The sequence below is a fragment of the Vagococcus acidifermentans genome (assembly GCF_003987655.1).
Taxonomy (GTDB): Bacteria; Bacillota; Bacilli; order Lactobacillales; family Vagococcaceae; genus Vagococcus_B; species Vagococcus_B acidifermentans.
In genome coordinates this window covers 63,431-83,661 of the sequence record NZ_NGKC01000012.1, presented here as the reverse complement: position 1 = coordinate 83,661, position 20,231 = coordinate 63,431, and the positions used below count along the sequence as shown (strand labels likewise).

The 20,231-nt window shown below is 45.2% G+C and carries 23 protein-coding genes, 1 tRNA gene and 1 riboswitch; of the genes, 11 read left to right on the top strand and 13 right to left on the bottom strand.

The window, feature by feature from the left end; translation table 11 throughout:
* Positions 1 to 68: 68 nt before the first annotated feature.
* Positions 69 to 1,175, bottom strand: a complete 1,107-nt coding sequence (locus CBF27_RS10735; RefSeq protein WP_126814305.1) for a C45 family autoproteolytic acyltransferase/hydrolase — start codon at positions 1,173 to 1,175, stop codon at positions 69 to 71.
* 227 nt (positions 1,176 to 1,402) lie between these two features.
* Positions 1,403 to 1,501: riboswitch (TPP riboswitch) on the top strand.
* Positions 1,502 to 1,586: 85 nt separating this feature from the next.
* On the opposite strand from CBF27_RS10735, the gene thiM reads away from it, so the two are divergent.
* From thiM to thiE, 3 genes are read left to right on the top strand one after another with little or no spacing between them, the layout of a single operon-like run.
* Positions 1,587 to 2,339 (top strand): hydroxyethylthiazole kinase, encoded by a 753-nt coding sequence (gene thiM, locus CBF27_RS10730; RefSeq protein ID WP_126814304.1) that lies wholly within the window; start codon positions 1,587 to 1,589, stop codon positions 2,337 to 2,339.
* Positions 2,339 to 3,160: a bifunctional hydroxymethylpyrimidine kinase/phosphomethylpyrimidine kinase gene (gene thiD, locus CBF27_RS10725; RefSeq protein WP_126814303.1), complete on the top strand. Its 822-nt coding sequence runs from the start codon at positions 2,339 to 2,341 to the stop codon at positions 3,158 to 3,160. The genes thiM and thiD overlap by 1 nt, the downstream gene beginning before the upstream one ends.
* Positions 3,147 to 3,779 carry a thiamine phosphate synthase gene (gene thiE / locus CBF27_RS10720; protein ID WP_126814302.1) on the top strand — a complete coding sequence of 211 codons (633 nt, stop codon included), beginning with the start codon at positions 3,147 to 3,149 and terminating at the stop codon, positions 3,777 to 3,779. Before thiD ends, thiE begins: the two co-directional genes overlap by 14 nt.
* Before the next feature lie 43 nt (positions 3,780 to 3,822).
* Here the strand turns inward: thiE and CBF27_RS10715 are convergent, their stop codons facing one another.
* The gene (locus CBF27_RS10715; RefSeq protein ID WP_126814301.1) at positions 3,823 to 4,647 is read right to left on the bottom strand and encodes an aldo/keto reductase; all 825 of its coding nucleotides are present in this window, start codon (positions 4,645 to 4,647) and stop codon (positions 3,823 to 3,825) included.
* Positions 4,648 to 4,845: 198 nt separating this feature from the next.
* On the opposite strand from CBF27_RS10715, the gene CBF27_RS10710 reads away from it, so the two are divergent.
* The 3 genes from CBF27_RS10710 to CBF27_RS10705 all read left to right on the top strand — a co-directional run bounded on the left by CBF27_RS10710 (position 4,846) and on the right by CBF27_RS10705 (position 6,045).
* Positions 4,846 to 5,088 carry a hypothetical protein gene (locus CBF27_RS10710; protein WP_126814300.1) on the top strand — a complete coding sequence of 81 codons (243 nt, stop codon included), beginning with the start codon at positions 4,846 to 4,848 and terminating at the stop codon, positions 5,086 to 5,088.
* Positions 5,089 to 5,252: 164 nt separating this feature from the next.
* Positions 5,253 to 5,408: a hypothetical protein gene (locus CBF27_RS14175; RefSeq protein ID WP_170175092.1), complete on the top strand. Its 156-nt coding sequence runs from the start codon at positions 5,253 to 5,255 to the stop codon at positions 5,406 to 5,408.
* A gap of 103 nt (positions 5,409 to 5,511) precedes the next feature.
* Positions 5,512 to 6,045, top strand: a complete 534-nt coding sequence (locus tag CBF27_RS10705) for a DNA topology modulation protein (protein WP_126814299.1) — start codon at positions 5,512 to 5,514, stop codon at positions 6,043 to 6,045.
* Positions 6,046 to 6,082: 37 nt separating this feature from the next.
* On the opposite strand, the gene CBF27_RS10700 is transcribed toward CBF27_RS10705, so the two are convergent.
* Together CBF27_RS10700 and CBF27_RS10695 are read right to left on the bottom strand one after the other, a co-directional pair.
* A complete protein-coding gene (locus tag CBF27_RS10700) occupies positions 6,083 to 7,669 on the bottom strand; it encodes a CTP synthase (protein WP_126814298.1) in 1,587 nt (528 codons plus the stop codon).
* A gap of 225 nt (positions 7,670 to 7,894) precedes the next feature.
* The gene (locus CBF27_RS10695) at positions 7,895 to 8,176 is read right to left on the bottom strand and encodes a GNAT family N-acetyltransferase (protein WP_126814297.1); all 282 of its coding nucleotides are present in this window, start codon (positions 8,174 to 8,176) and stop codon (positions 7,895 to 7,897) included.
* A gap of 507 nt (positions 8,177 to 8,683) precedes the next feature.
* On the opposite strand from CBF27_RS10695, the gene CBF27_RS10690 reads away from it, so the two are divergent.
* Complete coding sequence (locus CBF27_RS10690; RefSeq protein WP_126814296.1) at positions 8,684 to 9,241, top strand: histidine phosphatase family protein; 558 nt, start codon at positions 8,684 to 8,686, stop codon at positions 9,239 to 9,241.
* Between the two features lie 250 nt (positions 9,242 to 9,491).
* On the opposite strand, the gene CBF27_RS10685 is transcribed toward CBF27_RS10690, so the two are convergent.
* The 5 genes from CBF27_RS10685 to CBF27_RS10665 all read right to left on the bottom strand — a co-directional run bounded on the left by CBF27_RS10685 (position 9,492) and on the right by CBF27_RS10665 (position 13,492).
* Positions 9,492 to 9,564 (bottom strand) — tRNA-Lys (locus tag CBF27_RS10685).
* A 109-nt stretch (positions 9,565 to 9,673) separates the two neighbouring features.
* Positions 9,674 to 10,606: an alpha/beta hydrolase gene (locus CBF27_RS10680; protein WP_126814295.1), complete on the bottom strand. Its 933-nt coding sequence runs from the start codon at positions 10,604 to 10,606 to the stop codon at positions 9,674 to 9,676.
* A gap of 102 nt (positions 10,607 to 10,708) precedes the next feature.
* Complete coding sequence (locus tag CBF27_RS10675; protein WP_126814294.1) at positions 10,709 to 10,849, bottom strand: FeoB-associated Cys-rich membrane protein; 141 nt, start codon at positions 10,847 to 10,849, stop codon at positions 10,709 to 10,711.
* A 14-nt stretch (positions 10,850 to 10,863) separates the two neighbouring features.
* Entirely contained in the window at positions 10,864 to 13,011 is a 2,148-nt protein-coding gene (gene feoB / locus CBF27_RS10670) for a ferrous iron transport protein B (RefSeq protein ID WP_126814293.1), read from the bottom strand.
* Positions 12,998 to 13,492 carry a FeoA domain-containing protein gene (locus tag CBF27_RS10665; protein ID WP_170175091.1) on the bottom strand — a complete coding sequence of 165 codons (495 nt, stop codon included), beginning with the start codon at positions 13,490 to 13,492 and terminating at the stop codon, positions 12,998 to 13,000. The genes feoB and CBF27_RS10665 overlap by 14 nt, the downstream gene beginning before the upstream one ends.
* Before the next feature lie 510 nt (positions 13,493 to 14,002).
* Here CBF27_RS10665 and nrdH point away from each other — a divergent pair.
* From nrdH to nrdF, 4 genes are read left to right on the top strand one after another with little or no spacing between them, the layout of a single operon-like run.
* The gene (gene nrdH / locus CBF27_RS10660; RefSeq protein ID WP_126814291.1) at positions 14,003 to 14,236 is read left to right on the top strand and encodes a glutaredoxin-like protein NrdH; all 234 of its coding nucleotides are present in this window, start codon (positions 14,003 to 14,005) and stop codon (positions 14,234 to 14,236) included.
* 1 nt (position 14,237) lies between these two features.
* Positions 14,238 to 14,618, top strand: a complete 381-nt coding sequence (gene nrdI / locus CBF27_RS10655) for a class Ib ribonucleoside-diphosphate reductase assembly flavoprotein NrdI (protein WP_126814290.1) — start codon at positions 14,238 to 14,240, stop codon at positions 14,616 to 14,618.
* Positions 14,596 to 16,755, top strand: coding sequence for a class 1b ribonucleoside-diphosphate reductase subunit alpha (gene nrdE / locus CBF27_RS10650; RefSeq protein ID WP_126814289.1), 2,160 nt, complete (start codon positions 14,596 to 14,598; stop codon positions 16,753 to 16,755). Before nrdI ends, nrdE begins: the two co-directional genes overlap by 23 nt.
* Positions 16,756 to 16,770: 15 nt before the next feature.
* A complete protein-coding gene (nrdF, locus tag CBF27_RS10645; protein WP_170175090.1) occupies positions 16,771 to 17,736 on the top strand; it encodes a class 1b ribonucleoside-diphosphate reductase subunit beta in 966 nt (321 codons plus the stop codon).
* A 53-nt stretch (positions 17,737 to 17,789) separates the two neighbouring features.
* On the opposite strand, the gene CBF27_RS10640 is transcribed toward nrdF, so the two are convergent.
* Genes CBF27_RS10640 through CBF27_RS10625 form a run of 4 tightly spaced genes read right to left on the bottom strand, consistent with a single transcriptional unit; the run spans position 17,790 to position 20,230 of the window.
* Positions 17,790 to 18,146: a PTS glucitol/sorbitol transporter subunit IIA gene (locus tag CBF27_RS10640; RefSeq protein ID WP_126814288.1), complete on the bottom strand. Its 357-nt coding sequence runs from the start codon at positions 18,144 to 18,146 to the stop codon at positions 17,790 to 17,792.
* 24 nt (positions 18,147 to 18,170) lie between these two features.
* On the bottom strand, positions 18,171 to 19,172 hold the full coding sequence (gene srlE / locus CBF27_RS10635; protein ID WP_126814287.1) for a PTS glucitol/sorbitol transporter subunit IIB: 1,002 nt from the start codon (positions 19,170 to 19,172) through the stop codon (positions 18,171 to 18,173).
* 18 nt (positions 19,173 to 19,190) lie between these two features.
* On the bottom strand, positions 19,191 to 19,745 hold the full coding sequence (gene srlA, locus CBF27_RS10630) for a PTS glucitol/sorbitol transporter subunit IIC (RefSeq protein WP_126814286.1): 555 nt from the start codon (positions 19,743 to 19,745) through the stop codon (positions 19,191 to 19,193).
* Positions 19,745 to 20,230, bottom strand: a complete 486-nt coding sequence (locus CBF27_RS10625; protein WP_126814285.1) for a transcriptional regulator GutM — start codon at positions 20,228 to 20,230, stop codon at positions 19,745 to 19,747. The genes srlA and CBF27_RS10625 overlap by 1 nt, the downstream gene beginning before the upstream one ends.
* Between the last annotated feature and the right edge of the window lies 1 nt (position 20,231).

Here is a 20,231-nt window from a genome sequence, read left to right as displayed (position 1 = left end):
CGGTTAGTTTAGTCAAACTTAAAAATCACAAATCTTAGTTAAATATAATCCGCTTTCACTATATCAATCTATTCCAGTTCTTCCAAACGAAACATGCTTTCCGGTGTTTTCCCCTCCTCGTATTCTACATTGTATGACTCTTCCAAGTCGGCAGCATCTGCTGCATACGTCCGCCAACCGTTTTTTTCGTAACCACACCAGCATATTTCCAGTTTGCATTCATCAGGATATAGTATGACTGTCTTTGTTGTACCAAAGTAATCAGCGTAAAACGTGCAGTAGAGTCCTTGCGGATAAGGGGTTGTATATATGGTCTTGATTTCGGTTAAATTCTTTGCTTTAGGAGCTGAAAGATAGTCGGTCAGCAAATGATACCTGACTAACGAGTTATGGGCTGCAAATGGAAAAGTTTGAATCGTTTTCGTCAGCACAGGATGGTTGGTCACGTGCAGTGAATATTCGTTTTCCTGCTTGGTGATAATCCGGGCATCTCTAATACCGTCAATTGTTTGATACAATAACATATTATCGCTGCGGTCAAGACAAACGTAGCTGACATTATCCCCCAGCGGCAACGCATCCAACATGTTGCGTGCTTCTTCAGCGGTTTGGCATGTTTCAAGAAGGAGGCGGATGGCAATCCAAAAACGCAGTCCTGTCGTTTGCGCTTTTTTAAATACACCGACAGGCGGTCCGCAAGCGGACATGCTGACAGCCAGCCCATGCTCATTGATGCCGCTGTCGACACCGAACGTCATCATACTTGTGCCAACAAACCGGTATCGGCTCTCAATCTGGTAATTGACAACAGCAAAATCTTCGGTGCCTAAGTCAAAATCGTAATTGCGGATAAGAGCTGAAGGTCCCTGATAGTCGGCTGACTTTCTTATCGCCAGTTGACTGCACCCGGGCTGTAGAAAACTATAATAGAGAAAAAAACTTTTTTGCCAGTCAATATCAAAGCAGTCACTAAATCCCTTTACTTCTTCCAATATATGACGGCAGTACCGGTTAAACAAATGAAGCGTTGCGTCAAGTGTCTGTTGGTCTATCGGCTGTTCAAGTTTTTCGAGATAAGAGGTTTTTTTCAGTCTCTGAGCTTTTAAAGCTTCCCCTACAGCGACGCCTACAGCAAACGGTTTGCCCTTGCGTATACTATATGCTGCTTTTTCCATAAGCGGTCTCCTTTTTTGTTTTCACCCAAATGCGTCAATGCTTCAAATGTCTGTATCCTGATTAACATGTTGTTATCATTATACGTTATGTTTCGGTAAATATACTATGAAAAAACTTGGAAATTAACAGACTTTTTACCGACGGGTTAAAAACAATTTTTAAACACTTTTCCGCGCTAAACCAATTGTTTTTTACAAAAAAATATGTTAGCCTTTTGGTAACTTAATCTTGTTTGCGTGGGGACACTTCGGTGTTGAGAAGGTAAAACCTGACCATTTGAACCTGTTCAGTTAAGACTGGCGTAGGGAGCAATACTGACTAATTCCCCTTATACTAGTTGTATTTGGGGAATTTTTGTTTCCAGTGTAGGCATTTTTAAGAATTTTCATCTGGAAAAAGGAGATTATTTCATGAGTTTACAACTGATTCGCAAGCGGGCACCTTTGATTCACAATATTACTAATTATGTCGCGGCCAACTATTCAGCCAACGGGTTGCTGGCTGTCGGAGCTTCGCCTATCATGGCTGATGCCCCGGAAGAAGCGGCAGACATCACCGCCATCTCCGACGGACTGTTAATTAACCTCGGCACATTGTCTCAATCCAGCATTGATGCGTTTATGCGTTCAGGAAAAAAAGCAAACGAGCTTGGCATTCCCGTTTTGTTTGACCCGGTCGGTGCTGGTGCATCTGAATACCGCCGTCAGACTGCGCAAAATGTTTTGACCGCTATGCGATTGTCCTGTATCCGCTGCAATGCCGGAGAACTGGCCGCACTGGCTGATGTGCAGTGGGAAAGCCGCGGCGTTGATGCCGGCAGCGGAACGATGGATATCGCTACAGTGGCAGATGCTTTGGCAACTGCCTGTCATTGTCTGGTGGTCGTGACCGGAGAGGCGGACTACTTGACAGATGGTACTGCTCACAAATGGATTGTCGGCGGCAGCAAACGCATTGAATCTGTCACCGCAATCGGCTGTTTGCTGAGCAGTTTATGCACAGCCGCTTTAACAATTGACGGCACGCCTTTTGACTTATTAGCCGGAACTTTGACCGATTACAAACGAGTCATTGAACGCGCTATAGCAGGTGGGAAAAATTTGGGAGATGTACAGATAGACGTGTTGAACCAGCTTGAAATAATGTCAGGAGGAATGTGCTAATGGAGACTGTTTTGACGATTGCCGGTTCCGACAGCGGGGGCGGTGCTGGTATTCAGGCGGATTTAAAAACGTTTCAAGAACTAGGTGTTTTCGGGACCAGTGCTATTACTGCACTGACGGCCCAAAACACAAGGGGCGTACACGGGGTGCTGCCGGCAGCACCGGAATTTGTGACGCAGCAGATTGACTGCGTTATGGCTGACTTTCCTGTCAAAGCTGTTAAAACCGGAATGTTATTCTCTGCTGAAATTATTCAAGCCGTGGCTGACAGCTTGAAAAAACACGCATCCTTTCTTGTAGTTGATCCTGTTATGATTGCAAAGGACCGGACCAGTTTGTTGCAGCAAAGTGCCGTTTCTGCCCTGATTACCGAGTTGCTGCCTTTAGCCACGCTAGTCACACCGAATATCCCAGAGGCGGAAACACTGAGCGGTTTGGTGATTGAAACACAAGACGACATTTCGGCTGCTGCCAAACGGATTCTTGCCGCCGGAGCTGAGGCGGTCGTCATCAAAGGCGGGCATCTGTCAGACAAACAAGCAACGGATTACATCTTTACCGCTGACACAGTCTTCACTGTCAGTACACCGAGAATTGAGACACGGCACACACATGGTACGGGCTGTACCTTTTCAGCTGCCTGTACAGCCTTTTTAGCGCAAGGCTATCACTTGCGGGATGCAATTATCGAAGCCAAAAAATTTATTCATCTGGCTATTTCCCAGCCCATTAATTTAGGCAGCGGGCACGGTCCAACCAATCACTTTGCTTATCACATAAACAAGGGCAACTGCGAGGTGGCAATTAATGATATCAGATAAGTTAAACATTTACTTTATTATGGGCACAGCTGACGTGGGGGACGAAGACCCGCTAGTTGTTCTTGAAGAAGCATTGCGCTGCGGGATTACTTGTTTTCAGTTCCGTGAAAAAGGTAAAAAATCCCTGCAAGGCAAGGCATATGCCGCTTTTGCGAAGAATTGCCAAGAGCTTTGCCGGCGCTATCATGTGCCGTTCATTGTCAATGACGATGTTGATTTGGCTGTCGCTTTGCAAGCTGACGGGCTGCACATCGGACAAAAAGACGGTGATGCCGCAACTATCAGAAAAAAAATCGGCGATAAAATGATTTTAGGTGTGTCTACCCATTCCCTCCAACAGCTGACCACGGCGATAAAAGCCGGTGCTGATTACGTCGGAATCGGGCCGGTTTATGCCACACAGTCGAAAGCTGATGCAGAGCAGCCGGTAGGAATCCGCTTGTTACATCAAGCCGCTACGGCTTATCCCGACTTCCCAAAGGTCGCTATCGGCGGGCTGACCCCTGCCAACAGTTCAGCGGTGGTAGCTGCTGGTGTCAGCGGTATTGCAGTTATATCAGCAATTAGCAGGAGTCAAAACCGGCAGCAGACAATCCAGCAGTTCCGCAACTTATTTTAAAGAAAACCAGTACCGCTGTTAATTAACGGTACTGGTCTTTTAATTAAAAATCAAAATTATCCGGGTCAGAGCCGAAGCGGGCGTTCTGGTTCAGTCCATCTATTAGCTGCATTTCTTCTTCGGTCAATTCAAAATCAAAAATCGAGGCGTTCTCCTTGATTCTCCCTTGGTTGACTGATTTAGGTATCGTGACAATGTTGTGCTGGACATCCCAGCGCAAAATAACTTGAGCAGCTGTTTTGCCGTACTTATTGCCAATCGTTGTCAATACATCATTTGTCAACAGCTGACCTTGTCCCAACGGCGACCAAGCTTCCACTACTATGTTGTGTTTTGCGCAAAATTCCCGCAGCGGTTCTTGCGTCAAGTGCGGGTGCAGCTCCACTTGGTTGACCATCGGCATGATTTCGGCGTCCGCCATAATATCTTCCAGATGGTGGGCATGGAAATTACTGACACCGATGGCTTTAGCTTTGCCGTCTTTGTAAATTTTTTCCATGGCACGCCACGTTTCCTTGTACTTTCCGGCAACCGGCCAGTGAATCAGATACAAGTCGACATAATCCAGTCCAAGTCTTGCCAGACTGGCGTCCATCGCCGCTAATGTGCTGTCGTACCCTTGTTCATCATTCCAGACTTTAGTGGTAATAAAGAGTTCCTCACGAGGAACACCAGCAGCACGGATGCCTTCACCAACACTTTTTTCATTCTTATAAACAGCAGCTGTATCAATCAGCTGATAGCCGGTTTCAATCGCCCACTGGACTGCCTGCGCGGCTTCTTTTCCTTCTTCTGCTTTCCAGACCCCGAGACCTAATCTCGGCATGGCAACCCCATTGGCCAATTGAATTGTACTTGATAAATTCATGCTCATTCCTCCTTCATTTTGCTATCTCTATTTTACAAGTTATTGGAAACAAACTCTATTAATTTGCAAAACATGCCAACAAGTGTTCATTTTCATCTGTTTTTAAGAAATTGGCCTTAATCTCTGATATGTGCTACGATGGGATGTGGAGACAGCAAACTGGTGCTGTTTTGTTGATTTTGTAGGGAGGTGAATCATTTGTCTATCGATTTGTCTAAGAGAGAGATAAATAATCTTATTCAAAAGATGTCAAAGGAAGTCAGCTTTTTACCAAAAGGGACAACTTTCGAGTTGCATCAGCTGTTGATTTTCAAGCAGCTGCCTCTTATCCACGAGCGTTTGTCGAGAGCTTTTAAAGCAGATGTGCTGGCCGAGAAAATGCCGCATATCTCATACGCTGGTAAAAATGACAATCAGACTGATTTGTATAAAGTTGCCTAATATGCACAAAAAACGACGACTTGCTGGTTGTCGTTTTTTTAATGGCTGTATGCGCCAATTAAAATAATTGTTTTTTTCAAGCAGATATGCTAATGTAGGTAATGGAGTTTCGTTACTATAAAGTATGCCTTTCTAAAAGTTTTATTCAAGAAAGGGGAATATTTATGGTATTCAAAGACAACGAGCTTCAATATCGAATCACTCTGGACACAGCAAACAACATCTTTATTTTGTATGATGCAACAAATAGCGAACGTTCTGCTGAGGGAGTAACGATTGAAGAAGCGAAACAAAAATTATTACATCTCATTAAGGAGTAAGGCTAACGTGATAGTACCTAGTTCTTAGAGCGAGACATTCATGAGGGAACAACCATGGATGTCTTTTTTTTATAGAAAACAGAATACAGAGGGGGTTCTGCACATGAAAATCGCGATTATCGGTTATAGCGGCAGCGGCAAATCGACATTGGCAAAATACCTGGCAACAGCATACAATCTGCCTTTGCTGCATCTGGATACTGTACAATTCACTAATAACTGGCAGGAGCGCGACAGAGATGAAGCACGGGCCATCGTCCGCAGCATGATGCAACAGGAGAATTGGGGCATTGACGGAAATTACAGCGGTTTCTATCAAAAACAGCGGTTAGAGCAGGCGACACAGATTATTTTTTTGGATTTTTCCCGCTGGCAAAGTTTGTACAGAGCTTACTTGCGGTTTCGAAGATATAGAAACAAAACACGATCTGACATGGCAGACGGCTGCATAGAAAAAATGGATTTGGCATTTGTCTGGTGGGTTCTTTACAAAGGGCGGACACACAGCAAAAAACAGCATTACGAACAAATCATCACCGACTATGCTGATAAAGTGCTCGTTATCCGCAATCAGCAGGAGCTGGACACGTTTTATCATCAAGTCAGTCAACAAAAAAGCGGGGAAGACGGCATTTAGGAAATGTCTTCCCCGCTTTTTCAACGGAAAACAGCAATCAGTTCAGCGCTGCTTTGATAAATTCACGGAACAACGGATGGGCTTTATCCGGACGGGACAAAAACTCAGGGTGGTACTGGACCCCGATATGGAATCTATTGTCCGTATACTCCACACATTCCACCAGCAAATCATCCGGACTCGTACCGGCAATCATCATCCCGTTTGCAGCAAAGCTCTCCCGGTACGCATTATTGAATTCATAGCGATGCCGGTGGCGTTCGCTGATAAACTCTTTGCCGTATGCACGGTAGGCGGCTGAGTCTTTGTCTAACACACACGGATACGCACCGAGGCGCATTGTGCCGCCCTTATCTGTCACCGCCATTTGCTCCGCCATCAAGTCTATGACATTATGCCGTCCTGCCGGAGCAAATTCGCTGGAGTTGGCTGCTTGAAGTCCCAAGATATTGCGGGCAAATTCAATGGAGGCAATCTGCATGCCGAGACAAATGCCAAAAAATGGTATGTCGTGCTCTCTGGCATACTGACATGCCAGCACCATCCCCTCAATCCCCCGGCCGCCAAATCCGCCGGGCAGAATAATGCCTGACACACCTGCCAAAAGACTGGTGTCCTGTGTCAACGCTTCACTGTCGACCCATTTGATTGTCACGCGGGCGTTGTTTTCAAACCCACCATGTTTCAGCGCCTCGACGACTGACAAGTAGGCATCATGCAACTTCACATATTTACCGACCAAAGCAATCGTGACCTCACGTTCCAGATGCTTGATGCGGCCTATCAGACGCCGCCAATCAGACAAATCCGCCGGTTTGGTTGACAGCTGCAGCTCGCGGCAGACAATGTCAGAAAAACCAGCTTCTTCCAACAGCAAAGGACATTCATATAATGTATCGATGGTCGTATTTTGAATGACACATGATTTTTTCACGTTGCAAAAAAGAGCAATTTTTTCCAGTATGCTGTCATCAAGCACCTCGTCACTGCGGGTCACAATGATATTCGGTGTGATACCCAATGCCTGCAGTTCACGTACACTGTGCTGCGTCGGTTTGGATTTGTGTTCGCCGCTGCTTTTGATGTAAGGCACCAGCGTGACATGGATGTACAGGCAATTCTCCCTTCCCAGCTCAAAACCGATTTGGCGGATAGCTTCCAGAAACGGCTGTGATTCGATGTCGCCAATCGTCCCGCCGATTTCACTAATCACGATATCTGCCTCATTTTGGCTGTCAACTTTATAAATGAAGTCCTTGATCTCCTGAGTAATATGGGGAATCACCTGCACCGTTTCACCCAAATACTCGCCCTTTCTTTCTTTATTCAGCACTTCCCAGTAAACTTTGCCGCTTGTCAAATTGGAATACTGATTCAAATTTTCATCGATGAACCGTTCATAATGCCCCAAGTCCAAATCTGTTTCCGCACCATCCTCTGTGACAAACACTTCCCCGTGTTGATAAGGGGACATCGTGCCGCAATCCACGTTGATGTACGGGTCCAATTTTTGCGAAATAACCTTCAGTCCCCGCTGCTTCAGCAGTCTCCCCAAGCTTGCCGCTGTAATACCTTTTCCAAAACCGCTCACAACACCGCCAGTGACAAAGATATATTTTTTCATAACCATCCATCCCCTTTGTCCAAGTGTATCCCCCCGAAAAACGAAAAAAATCGTACTGGTTGATATTAAACCGTAACGATTCTGTTGGATAGCCCATCAAAGCAAATGCACTTGTATTTTTTTACAGGTGGTATTATAGCATATTTTTTTTTCGATGAAAACTGATAGCCCGCTGACAATATAAAAAGACCATAACATCTCAATGACATTATGGTCTGATATCAGCTATTTTTTCTCCCACACGTCCGCAAATTCTTCAGGATTGTCGTGGAATTGTTTGATGGCAAACACACATTGCGGAATGATTTTCTGATTATTGCTTCGTGCCAGTGCAACAACCTCATCCAGCAAAGCTCGGCCAACTCCTTGACCGGAATATTCTTCTTTGACAAAGGTATGTTCAATGACGATTCTGCCGTCTTCCTCAACCCAAGTTATCTGGCCCAGAGCAGCGTTTTTGTCCTCATCAATCGCAATGAAGCGATTATCACGTCTCATAATCTTCATGTTATCTCTCCTTTTTTGTATTTACCAACATTTTTCGAACGACATCCTGCTATAAATAATTTGCAGAATATGTCTTTTAAGAAGGTTTATTGATATGTTTACAATCATTAACCTGCGTTAAGTATAACAGAAAGACAATAATATTGACATCATCATGCTTGTTAAACCTTTCCTTGCAGATAACTTGATCTGTAACAGCACTTTCATTTGCCGGCCGGCGTGTATGGATTCCGCATAGAATTGCAAGCTTTGTATAGTCAACACAACGTCGCCGACATGAACCAGAAGCAGATCTGTTACATCATCGGTGTGCTGATAGTTTGATTGAAACGCCTTTGAGACAACACAGCCTCATGGTATCATTTCTTTATTGATAGTGATATTATGATAATCATATCGATAAATATGTCTTAAATAAACACTTTTTTAGGCTGAGTTGCCCAATCTGACAGCGGTTGGGAAGGAAACGAGCTTTTCTTTATATCACTCATCAAAAGGAGATAAACCATGCGTACAATCTATTTTGTCAGACATGCCCAGCGGGATATCACCGTCACGGACGAACAAACTGCTCCGCTGACGCAAGCGGGACTAAAAGCAGCTGAAGAGTTGCCTGCTTTTTTTGCTGAAAAACACATTAAGGCCATTTATGCCAGTCCGTTTAAACGGGCAGCAGATACAATCAAACCAACAGCAGAACATTTGGGACTCCCCATTACCGTGAAAACAGATTTAAGGGAACGATGTGTCGGCACTTGGGTCAGTGATTTTACGGACTTTACGCGAAAACAATGGGCGGAACCGACCTATCGGATGAAAAATGGGGAATCTCTTAATCAAGTCAAAGAACGCATCATGACTGTTTGCCATGACATCATAAATGAAAGCTCCGGAAATCTGATTATTTGCGGTCACGGCACGGCTTTCAGCGTCTTGTTTCACACATTAACAGCATCATTTACCTATGCTGATTTTAGAAAAATGACCATGCCTGATATTTACCGAGTGAGTATCGCCGAAAATGGAAACTGGTATGATTTTGAACGGTGTATTGGGTGGGGGTAAATAAAGTGCATGTGCTGTTTTAGAAAGCAAAAAAGAACGTTCATACCAACTCATGACCGGTCACAGCAGACTCTTTTTAATTGAAAACAACCATCTCAAACATCTTTATATGTAGTATATAAAACAAAGTGGCCATTACTAAATCCATGCGATTGTTTAATAAAAAACTTTATGAAAAAGCATAAAAAAATAATGCTGATATGTTTTAAAACGCTCTACAAACGTTGACATATCAGCATCATAATGACTATGGGCTGTGAGGGGATCGAACCCGCGACCCACGGATTAAGAGTCCGTTGCTCTACCAACTGAGCTAACAGCCCAAAAATTTGACTACTTTTTTATTTTATCACTTACAAATTATTATTTCAAGGGGAGAGATACAAAAAGGTTTAGCCTTTTTTTTGAAAATATGTGCGCTGTTTCAGGCAATCAGCGCACATATTTTTCCAGAAATTGTTTGACTTCCTTCTGGTATTTTTCCGGACTTGTTTCCAGTGATTGGGCATGGTCAGCTCCTTCGATAATCAAAAGTTCTTTTGGTCCTTGCGTGGCTTCGTAAACAGAATTCACCATCTCAGTTGGTACAAAGGAATCCTGATTACCGTGGATAAACAATGTCGGCAATTTATTTTTCCGGAGTTGGGCGATGGCACTGGCTTCATTGAAATTATAGCCGGCACGCAGTTGTGTGTAAAATGACGTGAGCGGAATCAACGGGAACGCCGGTAAATTAAACATGTCTTTCAGCTGAAATGTCAGCTCATTTTTAACCGAATCAAATCCGCAGTCTTCGATCACAGCTTTTACTTGGTGAGGCAGTGTTTCCCCGCTGGTCATCATGACCGTCGTGCCGCCCATGCTTAAACCGTACAAAACAATCTCTACTTGCTGGCCATAATGATCCAGCATGTTGTCGATCCAATCCACATAATCCAATCTGTCGAGCCAGCCAAATCCGATATATTGTCCTTCACTATACCCGTGAGCACGGGCATCAGGCAATAACACATCGTATCCCAATTCATAGAACAGCTCTGCATAGGCAGACATATTGCCGGAGTAATTGCCGTATCCATGCGCAATAATGGCTAACTTTGGTTGAGTGGTTTGCTGCTGGACAAAGTGCGTGGCGCGGAGCGTCAAATCATCTCTCGATGTCAGTGTAACTGTGGCAGGGGCTGTCTCCGCAAATGCCCATTCCTTGAATTCTTCGCCGTTGCGGCGCTGCTGTTCATGACCGCCGACAAATTCTTTTTTGCCGGATGCGATGGCGTAATCAAACAAATAATTGACGCCCCACATTAAGCCGGCAGCCGCACCCAGCAGTACTCCGGCTCCGACGATAATCAGTAGTTTCTTCATAGCAGTGTCCTTATCTTCAGTAGTGATTGTTTTATTGTAAGTAAAGACCGGCGATTTGTCAAAAAAACACCGGCTTCTATGATTGAAAGCCGGTGGTAATCGCTATGGTGTTTTGGTTGCTTTTTCTTTCACTGGACAATCGGATGACGCACAGTCGCATGTCGGCTCGCGTTTTATCCAGTATTTATAAATCACATGGCCGGCGGCGCCAAAAATAAGTACTCCGAGAATAAACGTCGACATCTTCTTCCCTCTTTCTACAATATTTTCACAGCTGATACATCCAGTCCCCGGTCAAAGGATTTTGGCTTCCTTATTAGGCCGAAAACGACCAGCAGAATCAGAACGACTGCCACTATCTGGCCAAAACCGAATGGCGCTCCTTCAAACAGGAAGCTGCCCAGCTGATAAATCACCAAGCTCACAGCATACGCCAACCCACACTGGTAAGCAATCGCCAACGTCGTCCATTTAGCATCGCCCATCTCCCGGCGAATCGCCCCGATTGCAGCAAAACAAGGTGCACACAACAGATTAAAGACGAGGAAAGAATAGCCTGCAACTGGTGTCATGGCCTGGCTCAATGCGGGCCAGATTTCATTCCCGAGTTCAGAAACTTCCGCTTGTCCATAAAGAATACCAAATGTCCCGACCACATTTTCTTTTGCAATCAAGCCCATAATAGCTGCCACGGTTGCTTTCCATTCTCCCCAGCCCAGCGGCGTGAAGATGAATGCGATGCTGTTTCCGAGTGCGGCAAGGATGCTGTGCTCGGTATCCACCATCTGCAGCCGGAAATTAAACGACTGCATGAACCAGATAGCAATGGAAGACACGAAAATAATCGTTCCTGCTTTTTTAACAAAGGATTTGGAGCGGTCAAATGTTTGCACGACCACATTTTTCATGCGCGGCATATGATAAGCCGGCAGCTCCATAATAAATGGCGAGGCATCGCCTGAAAAAAGACGTGTTTTCTTTAACAGGATGCCCGACAGGACTATCGCACCTATTCCGATAAAGTAAGCTGACGGAGCAACAAAGCTGTTGCCGGGGAAAAACGCGCCGGCAATCAGGCCGATAATCGGCAGTTTGGCCGAACATGGCATAAACGTCGTGGTCATGATTGTCATACGGCGGTCCCGTTCATTTTCAATGGTCCGGGTCGCCATCACGCCGGGCACACCGCAGCCGGTAGCCACCAGCATCGGTATGAAAGATTTGCCGCTCAAGCCGAATTTTCTGAACAAACGGTCCATGACAAACGCAATCCGCGCCATGTACCCGCAGTCTTCCAAGAAGGCCAGGCACAGAAACAACACGATAAGCTGCGGCAAAAATCCGAGTACGGCACCGACACCGGCGATGATACCGTCTAAAATCAACGCCTGCATCCATGGTGCAACTTTAATCGATTCTAGGAAAGCAGCTACAGCATTAGGGACGATGTCGCCGAAGAGCACATCATTGGTCCAGTCTGTCGCCATCGTGCCGACGGTTTGGATAGAAAGATAATAGACGACCCACATGACAAGCGCAAAAATCGGGAGCGCCAGCCAGCGGTTGGTCACGATGCGGTCGATTTTGTCACTGAGAGAAAGCTGGAAGCGCTCCTTGTCTATAGTGCTCAATTGGACCAGTTTTGTAATAAAATCATAGCGTTCATTGATGACGATGCTTTCGCTTTCGTCGTCAAATATTTTTTCCGTAATGGCGATTACTTCTTCGATTTCCTGACAAATGGTATCTGAAAGAGCCAGCTCATCTTGTACGCGTTTGTCTCTTTCAAAAAGTTTCAGTGTGTACCAGCGCATTTTTTTCGCTGGCACCCGACCGTCAAGCAGCTGGGCGATTTCATTTAGCGCTACTTCCAAGCGGCTGTCATAAGTCGGAAATGTTTCTTCCGGAAACACCTGCTCCGCTTCATCCGTGACACGCTGGACAGCTTCCTTGATGCCTTTTCTCTTTACGACACTCATGCCGACAACAGGCACGCCAAGACCGTATGCCAGCTTGTCGAGATTGATGTTGGTGCCTGATTTTTCCACGATATCCATCATATTAACTGCAACAACGACCGGCAGCCCGATTTCCATCAGCTGAGTGGTCAAGTATAAGTTTCTTTCCAGATTCGTACCGTCAACCACATTCAGCACCGCATCTGCGTCATCTGTGACAAGGTAATCTCTGGCGATGATTTCTTCAGGGGAATAGGGAGACAGGGAATAAATGCCCGGCAAATCCTGAAATGTCACATTGGCATTCTTCTTTAATTTCCCTGATTTTTTTTCAACAGTCACGCCGGGCCAGTTGCCGACATACTGGTTGGCGCCCGTCAATTCGTTAAACAGGCTGGTTTTGCCGCTGTTAGGATTACCGACTAAGGCAATTTCAATTTTTTTCATGCTCATTATCCCCCATGTCTCTGATTAAAATCAGGTCTGCTTCCGATTTTCGCAAGGTCAGCTGGTAGCCGCGCACGGCCACTTCGATCGGGTCCCCCAGCGGTGCCACCTTCCGCAGCAGAATCGGTGTGCCTTTGGTCAGCCCCATGTCCATTAAACGGCGCTTCACTGCGCCTTTCCCCAAAATACCTTCCACGACACTTTTCGTCCCGACCGGCATATCATTTAGCGACATATACTTGCGCACACTGTTTCCTTCTTTTTTAGAAACTAAAATGTCTTCTGCAACATGACTGTCGATGCCGACACGGCTGTTCTGAAAATGGACAATCATCTGGTTATTGCTGGAAAAAGACAAAATCTGAATGGTGGTCCCTTTGACCAGCCCCAACCCGAGAAGATGATTTTCGTAAGGAGATTTTTTTGAAAATCCGAGAAAAATATATTCTGTGTTCGTCTCACACTTTGATAGCGGATACATTCTATACACTCCTCTTTTAAATAAAACGTTCATCAACGTTATTCACTGATTCGATTTGTGTGACGATTAACATTGTTAATGATAATCATTCTCACATCAACACCTTCATTTTACTGACTAATGCCGTAAATGTCAATGCAGTTTGTGCATTTCGTCATTAATTATTTTTTAACACAGCCACTGCTCAGTCTTTCTATAAACTGGCGCTTAAAATTCGTCAGCCAGTCGGTTTCTACTATATATAGTGTTAGCTGAATGCTTGATAAAAATCTTGCGGTGATGCACGAGCAAACTTTGTGATTTTTCAGCCGGGGAAAAATAAATTTGCAGTCTTTTGTGATGAAAAATCAGCTGAAAGCATACAGCAACACTCTTATTACTTATTTCACATACCTTCTGTAGTGTTTCAGTTAATTCACATACACAAGATATAGTGTTTTTGTGTTGACTTTTTCTGTAGAGAGGTTATACTAATATTTGTAATCAAAAGTGATTGGGAGGACTTTTATCATGAAAAATATTACCTTATATACAAAGAACAACTGCCCTCAGTGCAAAATGACAAAGAAATTTCTGGCAGACAAAGACGTATCTTATACAGAAATCAACATTGACAATGAGCCACAATATATAGATACTCTAAAAGAAAAAGGGTTCCGCAGTGTGCCTATCTTGACAACACCTGATGCGAAGTTGACAATTGTCGGTTTCCGCCCTGATCAATTAAGAACTTTGGCAGTTTAACATGAAGCTCGTTTATTTTACTTTAACTGGTCAAACACGTCGCTTTATAAAAAAATTGTCTTTGCCGGCTTACGAGATAGATGCTAATAATCCGTTTCATGCCATGGACGAAGACTTTATCCTGGTCGTTCCTACTTATGATGAAGATGTCACGGAAGTAGTGAACGACTTTATTGAGTACAAGGATAATCAACAGCATATGCAAGGTGTTGCAGGCGGAGGAAACCGAAATTTTGGTGACCTCTTTATTTATACGGCAAAAGACATCGCCAGAGACTATGATGTGCCGTTAGTGTTTGCCTTTGAATTTAATGGTACGGAAGAAGATGTGGAAAATTTTAAGAAAGTAGTGAGTGAGATTGAGTCTGAAAGAACTAACTGATGTCAGTTATTTTAAATTGAATAATGAAATAAATAGACCGGTCAATGACCAAATCCCGTTGCATAAAGACAAGGAGGCGCTGGCTGCTTTTTTCAAGGAGAATGTCGAGCCGAATACCCGCCGCTTCGGGTCCGTTGAGGAAAAAATCACCTATTTAATCGAACAAGACTATATTGAGGAAGACTTTATTAAAAAGTATAAGATGAGCTTCATTGCCTCACTTTATGACTTTCTGGATAAACAAGATTTTCAATTCAAATCGTTTATGGCTGCTTACAAATTTTATTCGCAGTACGCGCTGAAAAGCAATGACGGCACCGAATATCTGGAATCATATGAAGACCGTGTGGCTTTCAATGCACTCTATTTTGCAGACGGTAATGAAGAACTGGCCATGACTTTGGCTGACGAAATGATTCATCAGCGCTACCAGCCGGCAACGCCGTCGTTCCTTAACGCCGGCAGAAAACGACGCGGGGAGCTGGTTTCTTGTTTCCTGATTCAGGTAACAGATGACATGAACAGCATCGGACGGTCAGTCAACAGTGCGCTTCAACTCTCCCGTATCGGCGGCGGCGTGGGCATTTCCCTGTCAAACTTGCGCGAAGCAGGTGCACCGATTAAAGGGTATGAAGGAGCGGCAAGCGGTGTGGTGCCTGTCATGAAACTGTTTGAAGACAGCTTCAGCTACAGCAATCAGCTGGGGCAGCGTCAAGGAGCAGGCGTCGTTTACTTGAATGTGTTCCACCCGGATATCGAGATGTTTTTATCCACTAAAAAAGAAAATGCGGATGAGAAAATCCGTGTGAAAACACTGTCCCTTGGTCTGGTGGTGCCTGATAAATTTTATGAACTGGCTCGAAAAAATGAGGACATGTACTTATTCAGCCCATACAGCATCGAACGCGAATACGGCGTGCCGTTTTCTTACGTTGATATCACAGAAGAATATGACAAGCTGGTGGCAAACCCGAAAATCCGCAAGCGTAAAATCAGTGCACGCTATCTGGAAACTGAAATCAGCAAATTGCAGCAGGAATCCGGTTATCCGTATATCATCAACATTGACACAGCGAACCGTGCCAACCCTGTTTACGGCAAAATCATCATGAGCAACCTCTGCTCTGAAATTTTGCAAGTACAGGAGCCGTCCGTGATTAATGACCGGCAGGAATTTGACACACTAGGGACCGACATCTCCTGCAACCTCGGTTCGACTAACATTGTCAACTTGATGGAAAGCCCGGACTTCGGCAAATCCGTGCGTGCGATGACGCGGGCGCTGACTTTCGTAACGGATGCTTCCGACATTGAGGTGGTCCCTTCTATTCAAAACGGCAACCGTCTGAACCATACGATTGGTCTGGGCGCGATGGGACTGCACACTTACTTTGCAAAAAATCAAATGGCATACGGGTCGCCGGAGTCGATTGATTTCACGAATACTTATTTCATGCTGCTGAATTACTGGACGCTGGTTGAAAGTCATCAGATTGCCAAAGAGACCGGCCAGACGTTCCATAATTTTGACAAATCCGATTATGCCAACGGGTCTTATTTCGATACTTATGTGACGGAGGACTTTTCACCGAAGTTCGAACGCGTTAAGGCATTGTTTGACGGTATCTTCCTGCCGACCAAGCAAGACTGGGAAGAATTGAAGCAAGCAGTCCAGAAAGACGGCCTCTATCACCAAAACCGCTTGGCGGTCGCGCCGAACGGCTCTATTTCTTATATTAATGACACGAGTGCCAGCATCCATCCGATTACACGGATGATTGAAGAACGCCAAGAGAAAAAAATCGGTAAAATTTATTACCCGGCTCCGTATTTGTCCAATGACACGCTGCCTTATTACACATCTGCTTATGACATGGATATGCGCAAAGTCATTGATGTTTATGCGGCTGCACAAAAACACGTGGACCAGGGCATGAGCCTGACGCTGTTTATGCGCTCTGATATGCCGGAAGGCATCTACGAGTGGAAAACCAGCTCCAAGCAATCTACCAGAGATTTGAATATTTTGCGCCACTACGCATTCCATAAAGGAATCAAGTCAATTTACTATGTGCGCACCTTTACCGACGATGCGGAGGAAATCGGCAGCAACGCTTGCGAAAGCTGTGTGATTTAAGAGAGGAGAATGATGGTGAGTAAGACGTACTACAAGGCCATTAACTGGAACGAAATTGAAGACATGATTGATAAATCCACATGGGAAAAACTGACAGAGCAGTTCTGGCTCGACACACGGATTCCCTTGTCAAACGACTTGGATGATTGGCGGACACTGTCCGAACTGGAGAAACAGACTGTCGGCTACGTGTTCGGCGGGCTGACCCTGCTGGATACCGTTCAATCGGAAAGCGGTATTGACCAGCTTCGCAACGATGTGCGCACTCCCCATGAAGAAGCAGTGTTTAACAATATCCAATTCATGGAATCTGTGCATGCGAAAAGTTATTCGTCGATTTTCAGCACATTGAACACCAAAGCGGAAATTGATGATATTTTCCAGTGGACCAATACCAATGAGTACTTGCAGAAAAAAGCAGAAATCATCAATGAAATATACAAGAACGGTACCCCTCTGGAAAAGAAGGTCGCCAGTGTTTATCTGGAAACATTCCTGTTCTATTCAGGTTTTTATACACCTTTGTACTATCTTGGAAACAATAAATTGGCGAATGTGGCAGAAATCATCAAGCTGATTATCCGCGATGAATCTGTGCACGGTACTTACATCGGCTACAAATTCCAGCTGGGCTACAACGAACTGCCCGAGGAAGAACAGGAAGCGATGAAGGACTGGATGTATACTCTGTTGTTTGAATTGTATGAGAACGAAGAAAAATACACCGAGCTGTTGTATGATGAGCTGGGCTGGACTGAGGAAGTCAAGACCTTCCTGCGCTACAATGCCAATAAGGCCTTAATGAACCTCGGCATGGACCCGCTCTTCCCGGATACGGCCAATGACGTCAACCCGATCGTGATGAATGGTTTGTCCACCGGCACAAGCAACCACGACTTCTTCTCGCAAGTGGGCAACGGCTACTTGCTTGGCAATGTGGAAGCCATGTCCGATGACGATTACCTGATTGGGATGGAATAAATGAAAAACGTTTGAAGAATAATATCTTCAAACGTTTTTTCTTTTGTCTCTTATCAGTCGATTGAAATGTGTGTGCCAACAACTATTTCCGGCAGTGCCAGTGCTTCCACGTGAATCGTCCCGGGAAGCTCTGCTTCGTCATTGCCATTGAACTTGATGGTGACATGACCCAGAGATGCTAAATTTTTTGCAGCTACCTCACCAACAGCCGTCACACGGTATGCCCTATCGTCAAACTGTATGGTCATCCCCGGCAAGATATCTGAATGAACACGGTTCACATCAATATTGTAGCAGTAATCCGCCAGCGACTCAGGGGCATCTTTGCCAAACAGAATAATCATCTTCTCCTCTTTGAATAAGGCAGCTTCTGAACCAATATGTGTGACAGTTGTATGATAAACGGACAATGTCATCCCTCCTCAATTAATCTATTAACGGTACAACCCGATACTGGCAAGCCAAGCAACCAGCACACGCGGTACACCATTTAAGAAACGTGAATACAGTACTGAAGGCACACCGACTTCAACTGTTTCAGCTTCGGCTTCTTCCAGACCAAGTCCAACAGGAATAAAGTCACAGGCATTTTGCGTGTTGATAGCAAACAATGCCGGCAATGCCAAGTGCGGCGGAATATTGCCTCTGCCGATTTCAACACCGATCAGTGTCCCGATAACCTGCGCAATCACAGCGCCCGGTCCCAACAGCGGCGACAAGAACGGCAATGAACAAATAAAGCCGATGATGACCAGACCGACACCAGTCCCAGCAAGGGGTGTCATAACTTTGGCAAACACATTCCCGATGCCCGACCCTTGAATAATCCCGATCAGCAGTGACACAAACGCCATAAACGGAATAACTGTGTTAAGCATCGTCTGAACCCCTTCACGGGCAGACTGGTTGAACGTGGCAACGACTTTCCCTGCTCCCATCCCGATTTTAGCGATGAAGCTGTTTTGCTCCGCCCGCTGTTCGGTGATTTTTTTGTCTGTGCTGTAAGTATATTTTTTCTCGGTTTTATCCTGTTCTCTTCCGGCCACCGGGATATCTTCCGAATCGTCGCTTAACGAAATTTGATTCAGTCCCACTGCCGACACGTAAATGTCTTCTGTGATGTACTGTGCCAGCGGGCCGCTTTTTCCTGTCGGCACAATGTTGATGGTCGGGATACCTTTTTTCGGATAGATGCCGCAGCGTAATGTCCCGCCGCAGTCGATAATCGCTAATGCAATCTCATCATCCGGAATGGATGTTTTAAAGCCGTTCACCGCTTCCATCCCTGTCAGTTCAACAATCTTGTCGACGATTTGCGGTTTTTCGCCGCCGCCGGTCACATAAATGAATTTGTGTTTCTCTTCTGTCGGCGTGATTTTCAATGGTCCGCCATAACCGCCGCTGCCTTTTTTGATAATGATACTACGATAAGTCATTGTTTCTCCTCCTCTTTCCTAGTCCACAGCAAGCTTGATTGTCTTGCTTAATTCGATACCTTGCTGTTTGCACACATAAGCGGTTGTAAAGTCAGTCACCCAGCCGCCGACGAAATTCATGACTATACCGACCAGCATGTAACGAATCGCCAAGTCCATCGTGTTCAGTCCGAGCTGTTCCACACCTTGAGCAATTCCCAACCAGACGAACAGTTCGCCCGGGTTGATGTGGGGGAAAACACCGTTGCTTGTGTGACAGAATTGCGCTTGTGAGGCATAGTAGCTTGGTTTATAGTACTCCGGCAAGAAACGTGCCATCGTAAACGACATTGGGTTGCCCAGCATGAATGCCGACAGGAAAGGCAGCACAAGATAACGTGTCACGGGATTGTTGGAGGACGCTTTGGCCACTTTGGTCATTCGTTCTTCCCCTAAAAATGCGATGATCGTATTCATCAGAACCATCAACATCAAGACGACTGGGACAATACTGGTCATCCAGCCGATAAAGGTCTGGGCTCCTTCTTGGAATAAACCCATAAAACCTTCTGCAAATTTTGTTACATAACTCATTATTCCACACCTCTTTTTAATGTTGTTTGTACTCTGTTCATCCAAATTTTTATGTGCAGCGCCAGTGACGCAAACGGCGACGGCGGTGTTTCTTCGCGGTAGTCGCCCGCCTGCACCCGCAGGTAGATTTCTCTGGCATTGGCGATAGTCCGTCTCATCAATTTGTTTTCCTGCTTGACTACTTCATGATCGGGTGTCAGCGACTCGATAGCCAGATGGAGATACCTCGGCATCCGTTTGAACTTTGCCATGACGGTCACGCCTTGCATTTTAACAGCCTCAATGATGATGCCCTCTTCATCCACTGCAAACATGACGATCGTGCCCGCTTTGATTTTGCCTGCATAGCGGCCGATAGCGACTTTGCCTTGACGTCTCAGCATTTGGTACACGGCATTAAAATGTTTGATTTGTTTCAATCCAAAAATAACTTGTAAAATGTAGGCGCCTAATACGAGTGCCCCCAATACATAAATAGCATTCATG

Coding starts and splice junctions, on each gene's coding strand:
- CBF27_RS10675 (WP_126814294.1), bottom strand. CDS start 10,849: ATGTCGACGTTTATTCTCGGAGTACTTATTTTTGGCGCCGCCGGCCAT.
- feoB (WP_126814293.1), bottom strand. CDS start 13,011: ATGAAAAAAATTGAAATTGCCTTAGTCGGTAATCCTAACAGCGGCAAA.
- srlA (WP_126814286.1), bottom strand. CDS start 19,745: ATGAGTTATGTAACAAAATTTGCAGAAGGTTTTATGGGTTTATTCCAA.
- nrdI (WP_126814290.1), top strand. CDS start 14,238: ATGAAGCTCGTTTATTTTACTTTAACTGGTCAAACACGTCGCTTTATA.
- nrdH (WP_126814291.1), top strand. CDS start 14,003: ATGAAAAATATTACCTTATATACAAAGAACAACTGCCCTCAGTGCAAA.
- CBF27_RS10665 (WP_170175091.1), bottom strand. CDS start 13,492: ATGTATCCGCTATCAAAGTGTGAGACGAACACAGAATATATTTTTCTC.
- CBF27_RS10690 (WP_126814296.1), top strand. CDS start 8,684: ATGCGTACAATCTATTTTGTCAGACATGCCCAGCGGGATATCACCGTC.
- CBF27_RS10695 (WP_126814297.1), bottom strand. CDS start 8,176: ATGAAGATTATGAGACGTGATAATCGCTTCATTGCGATTGATGAGGAC.
- thiM (WP_126814304.1), top strand. CDS start 1,587: ATGAGTTTACAACTGATTCGCAAGCGGGCACCTTTGATTCACAATATT.
- CBF27_RS14175 (WP_170175092.1), top strand. CDS start 5,253: ATGGTATTCAAAGACAACGAGCTTCAATATCGAATCACTCTGGACACA.
- CBF27_RS10680 (WP_126814295.1), bottom strand. CDS start 10,606: ATGAAGAAACTACTGATTATCGTCGGAGCCGGAGTACTGCTGGGTGCG.
- thiD (WP_126814303.1), top strand. CDS start 2,339: ATGGAGACTGTTTTGACGATTGCCGGTTCCGACAGCGGGGGCGGTGCT.
- srlE (WP_126814287.1), bottom strand. CDS start 19,172: ATGACTTATCGTAGTATCATTATCAAAAAAGGCAGCGGCGGTTATGGC.
- CBF27_RS10705 (WP_126814299.1), top strand. CDS start 5,512: ATGAAAATCGCGATTATCGGTTATAGCGGCAGCGGCAAATCGACATTG.
- CBF27_RS10700 (WP_126814298.1), bottom strand. CDS start 7,669: ATGAAAAAATATATCTTTGTCACTGGCGGTGTTGTGAGCGGTTTTGGA.
- CBF27_RS10715 (WP_126814301.1), bottom strand. CDS start 4,647: ATGAATTTATCAAGTACAATTCAATTGGCCAATGGGGTTGCCATGCCG.
- CBF27_RS10735 (WP_126814305.1), bottom strand. CDS start 1,175: ATGGAAAAAGCAGCATATAGTATACGCAAGGGCAAACCGTTTGCTGTA.
- thiE (WP_126814302.1), top strand. CDS start 3,147: ATGATATCAGATAAGTTAAACATTTACTTTATTATGGGCACAGCTGAC.
- CBF27_RS10625 (WP_126814285.1), bottom strand. CDS start 20,230: ATGAATGCTATTTATGTATTGGGGGCACTCGTATTAGGCGCCTACATT.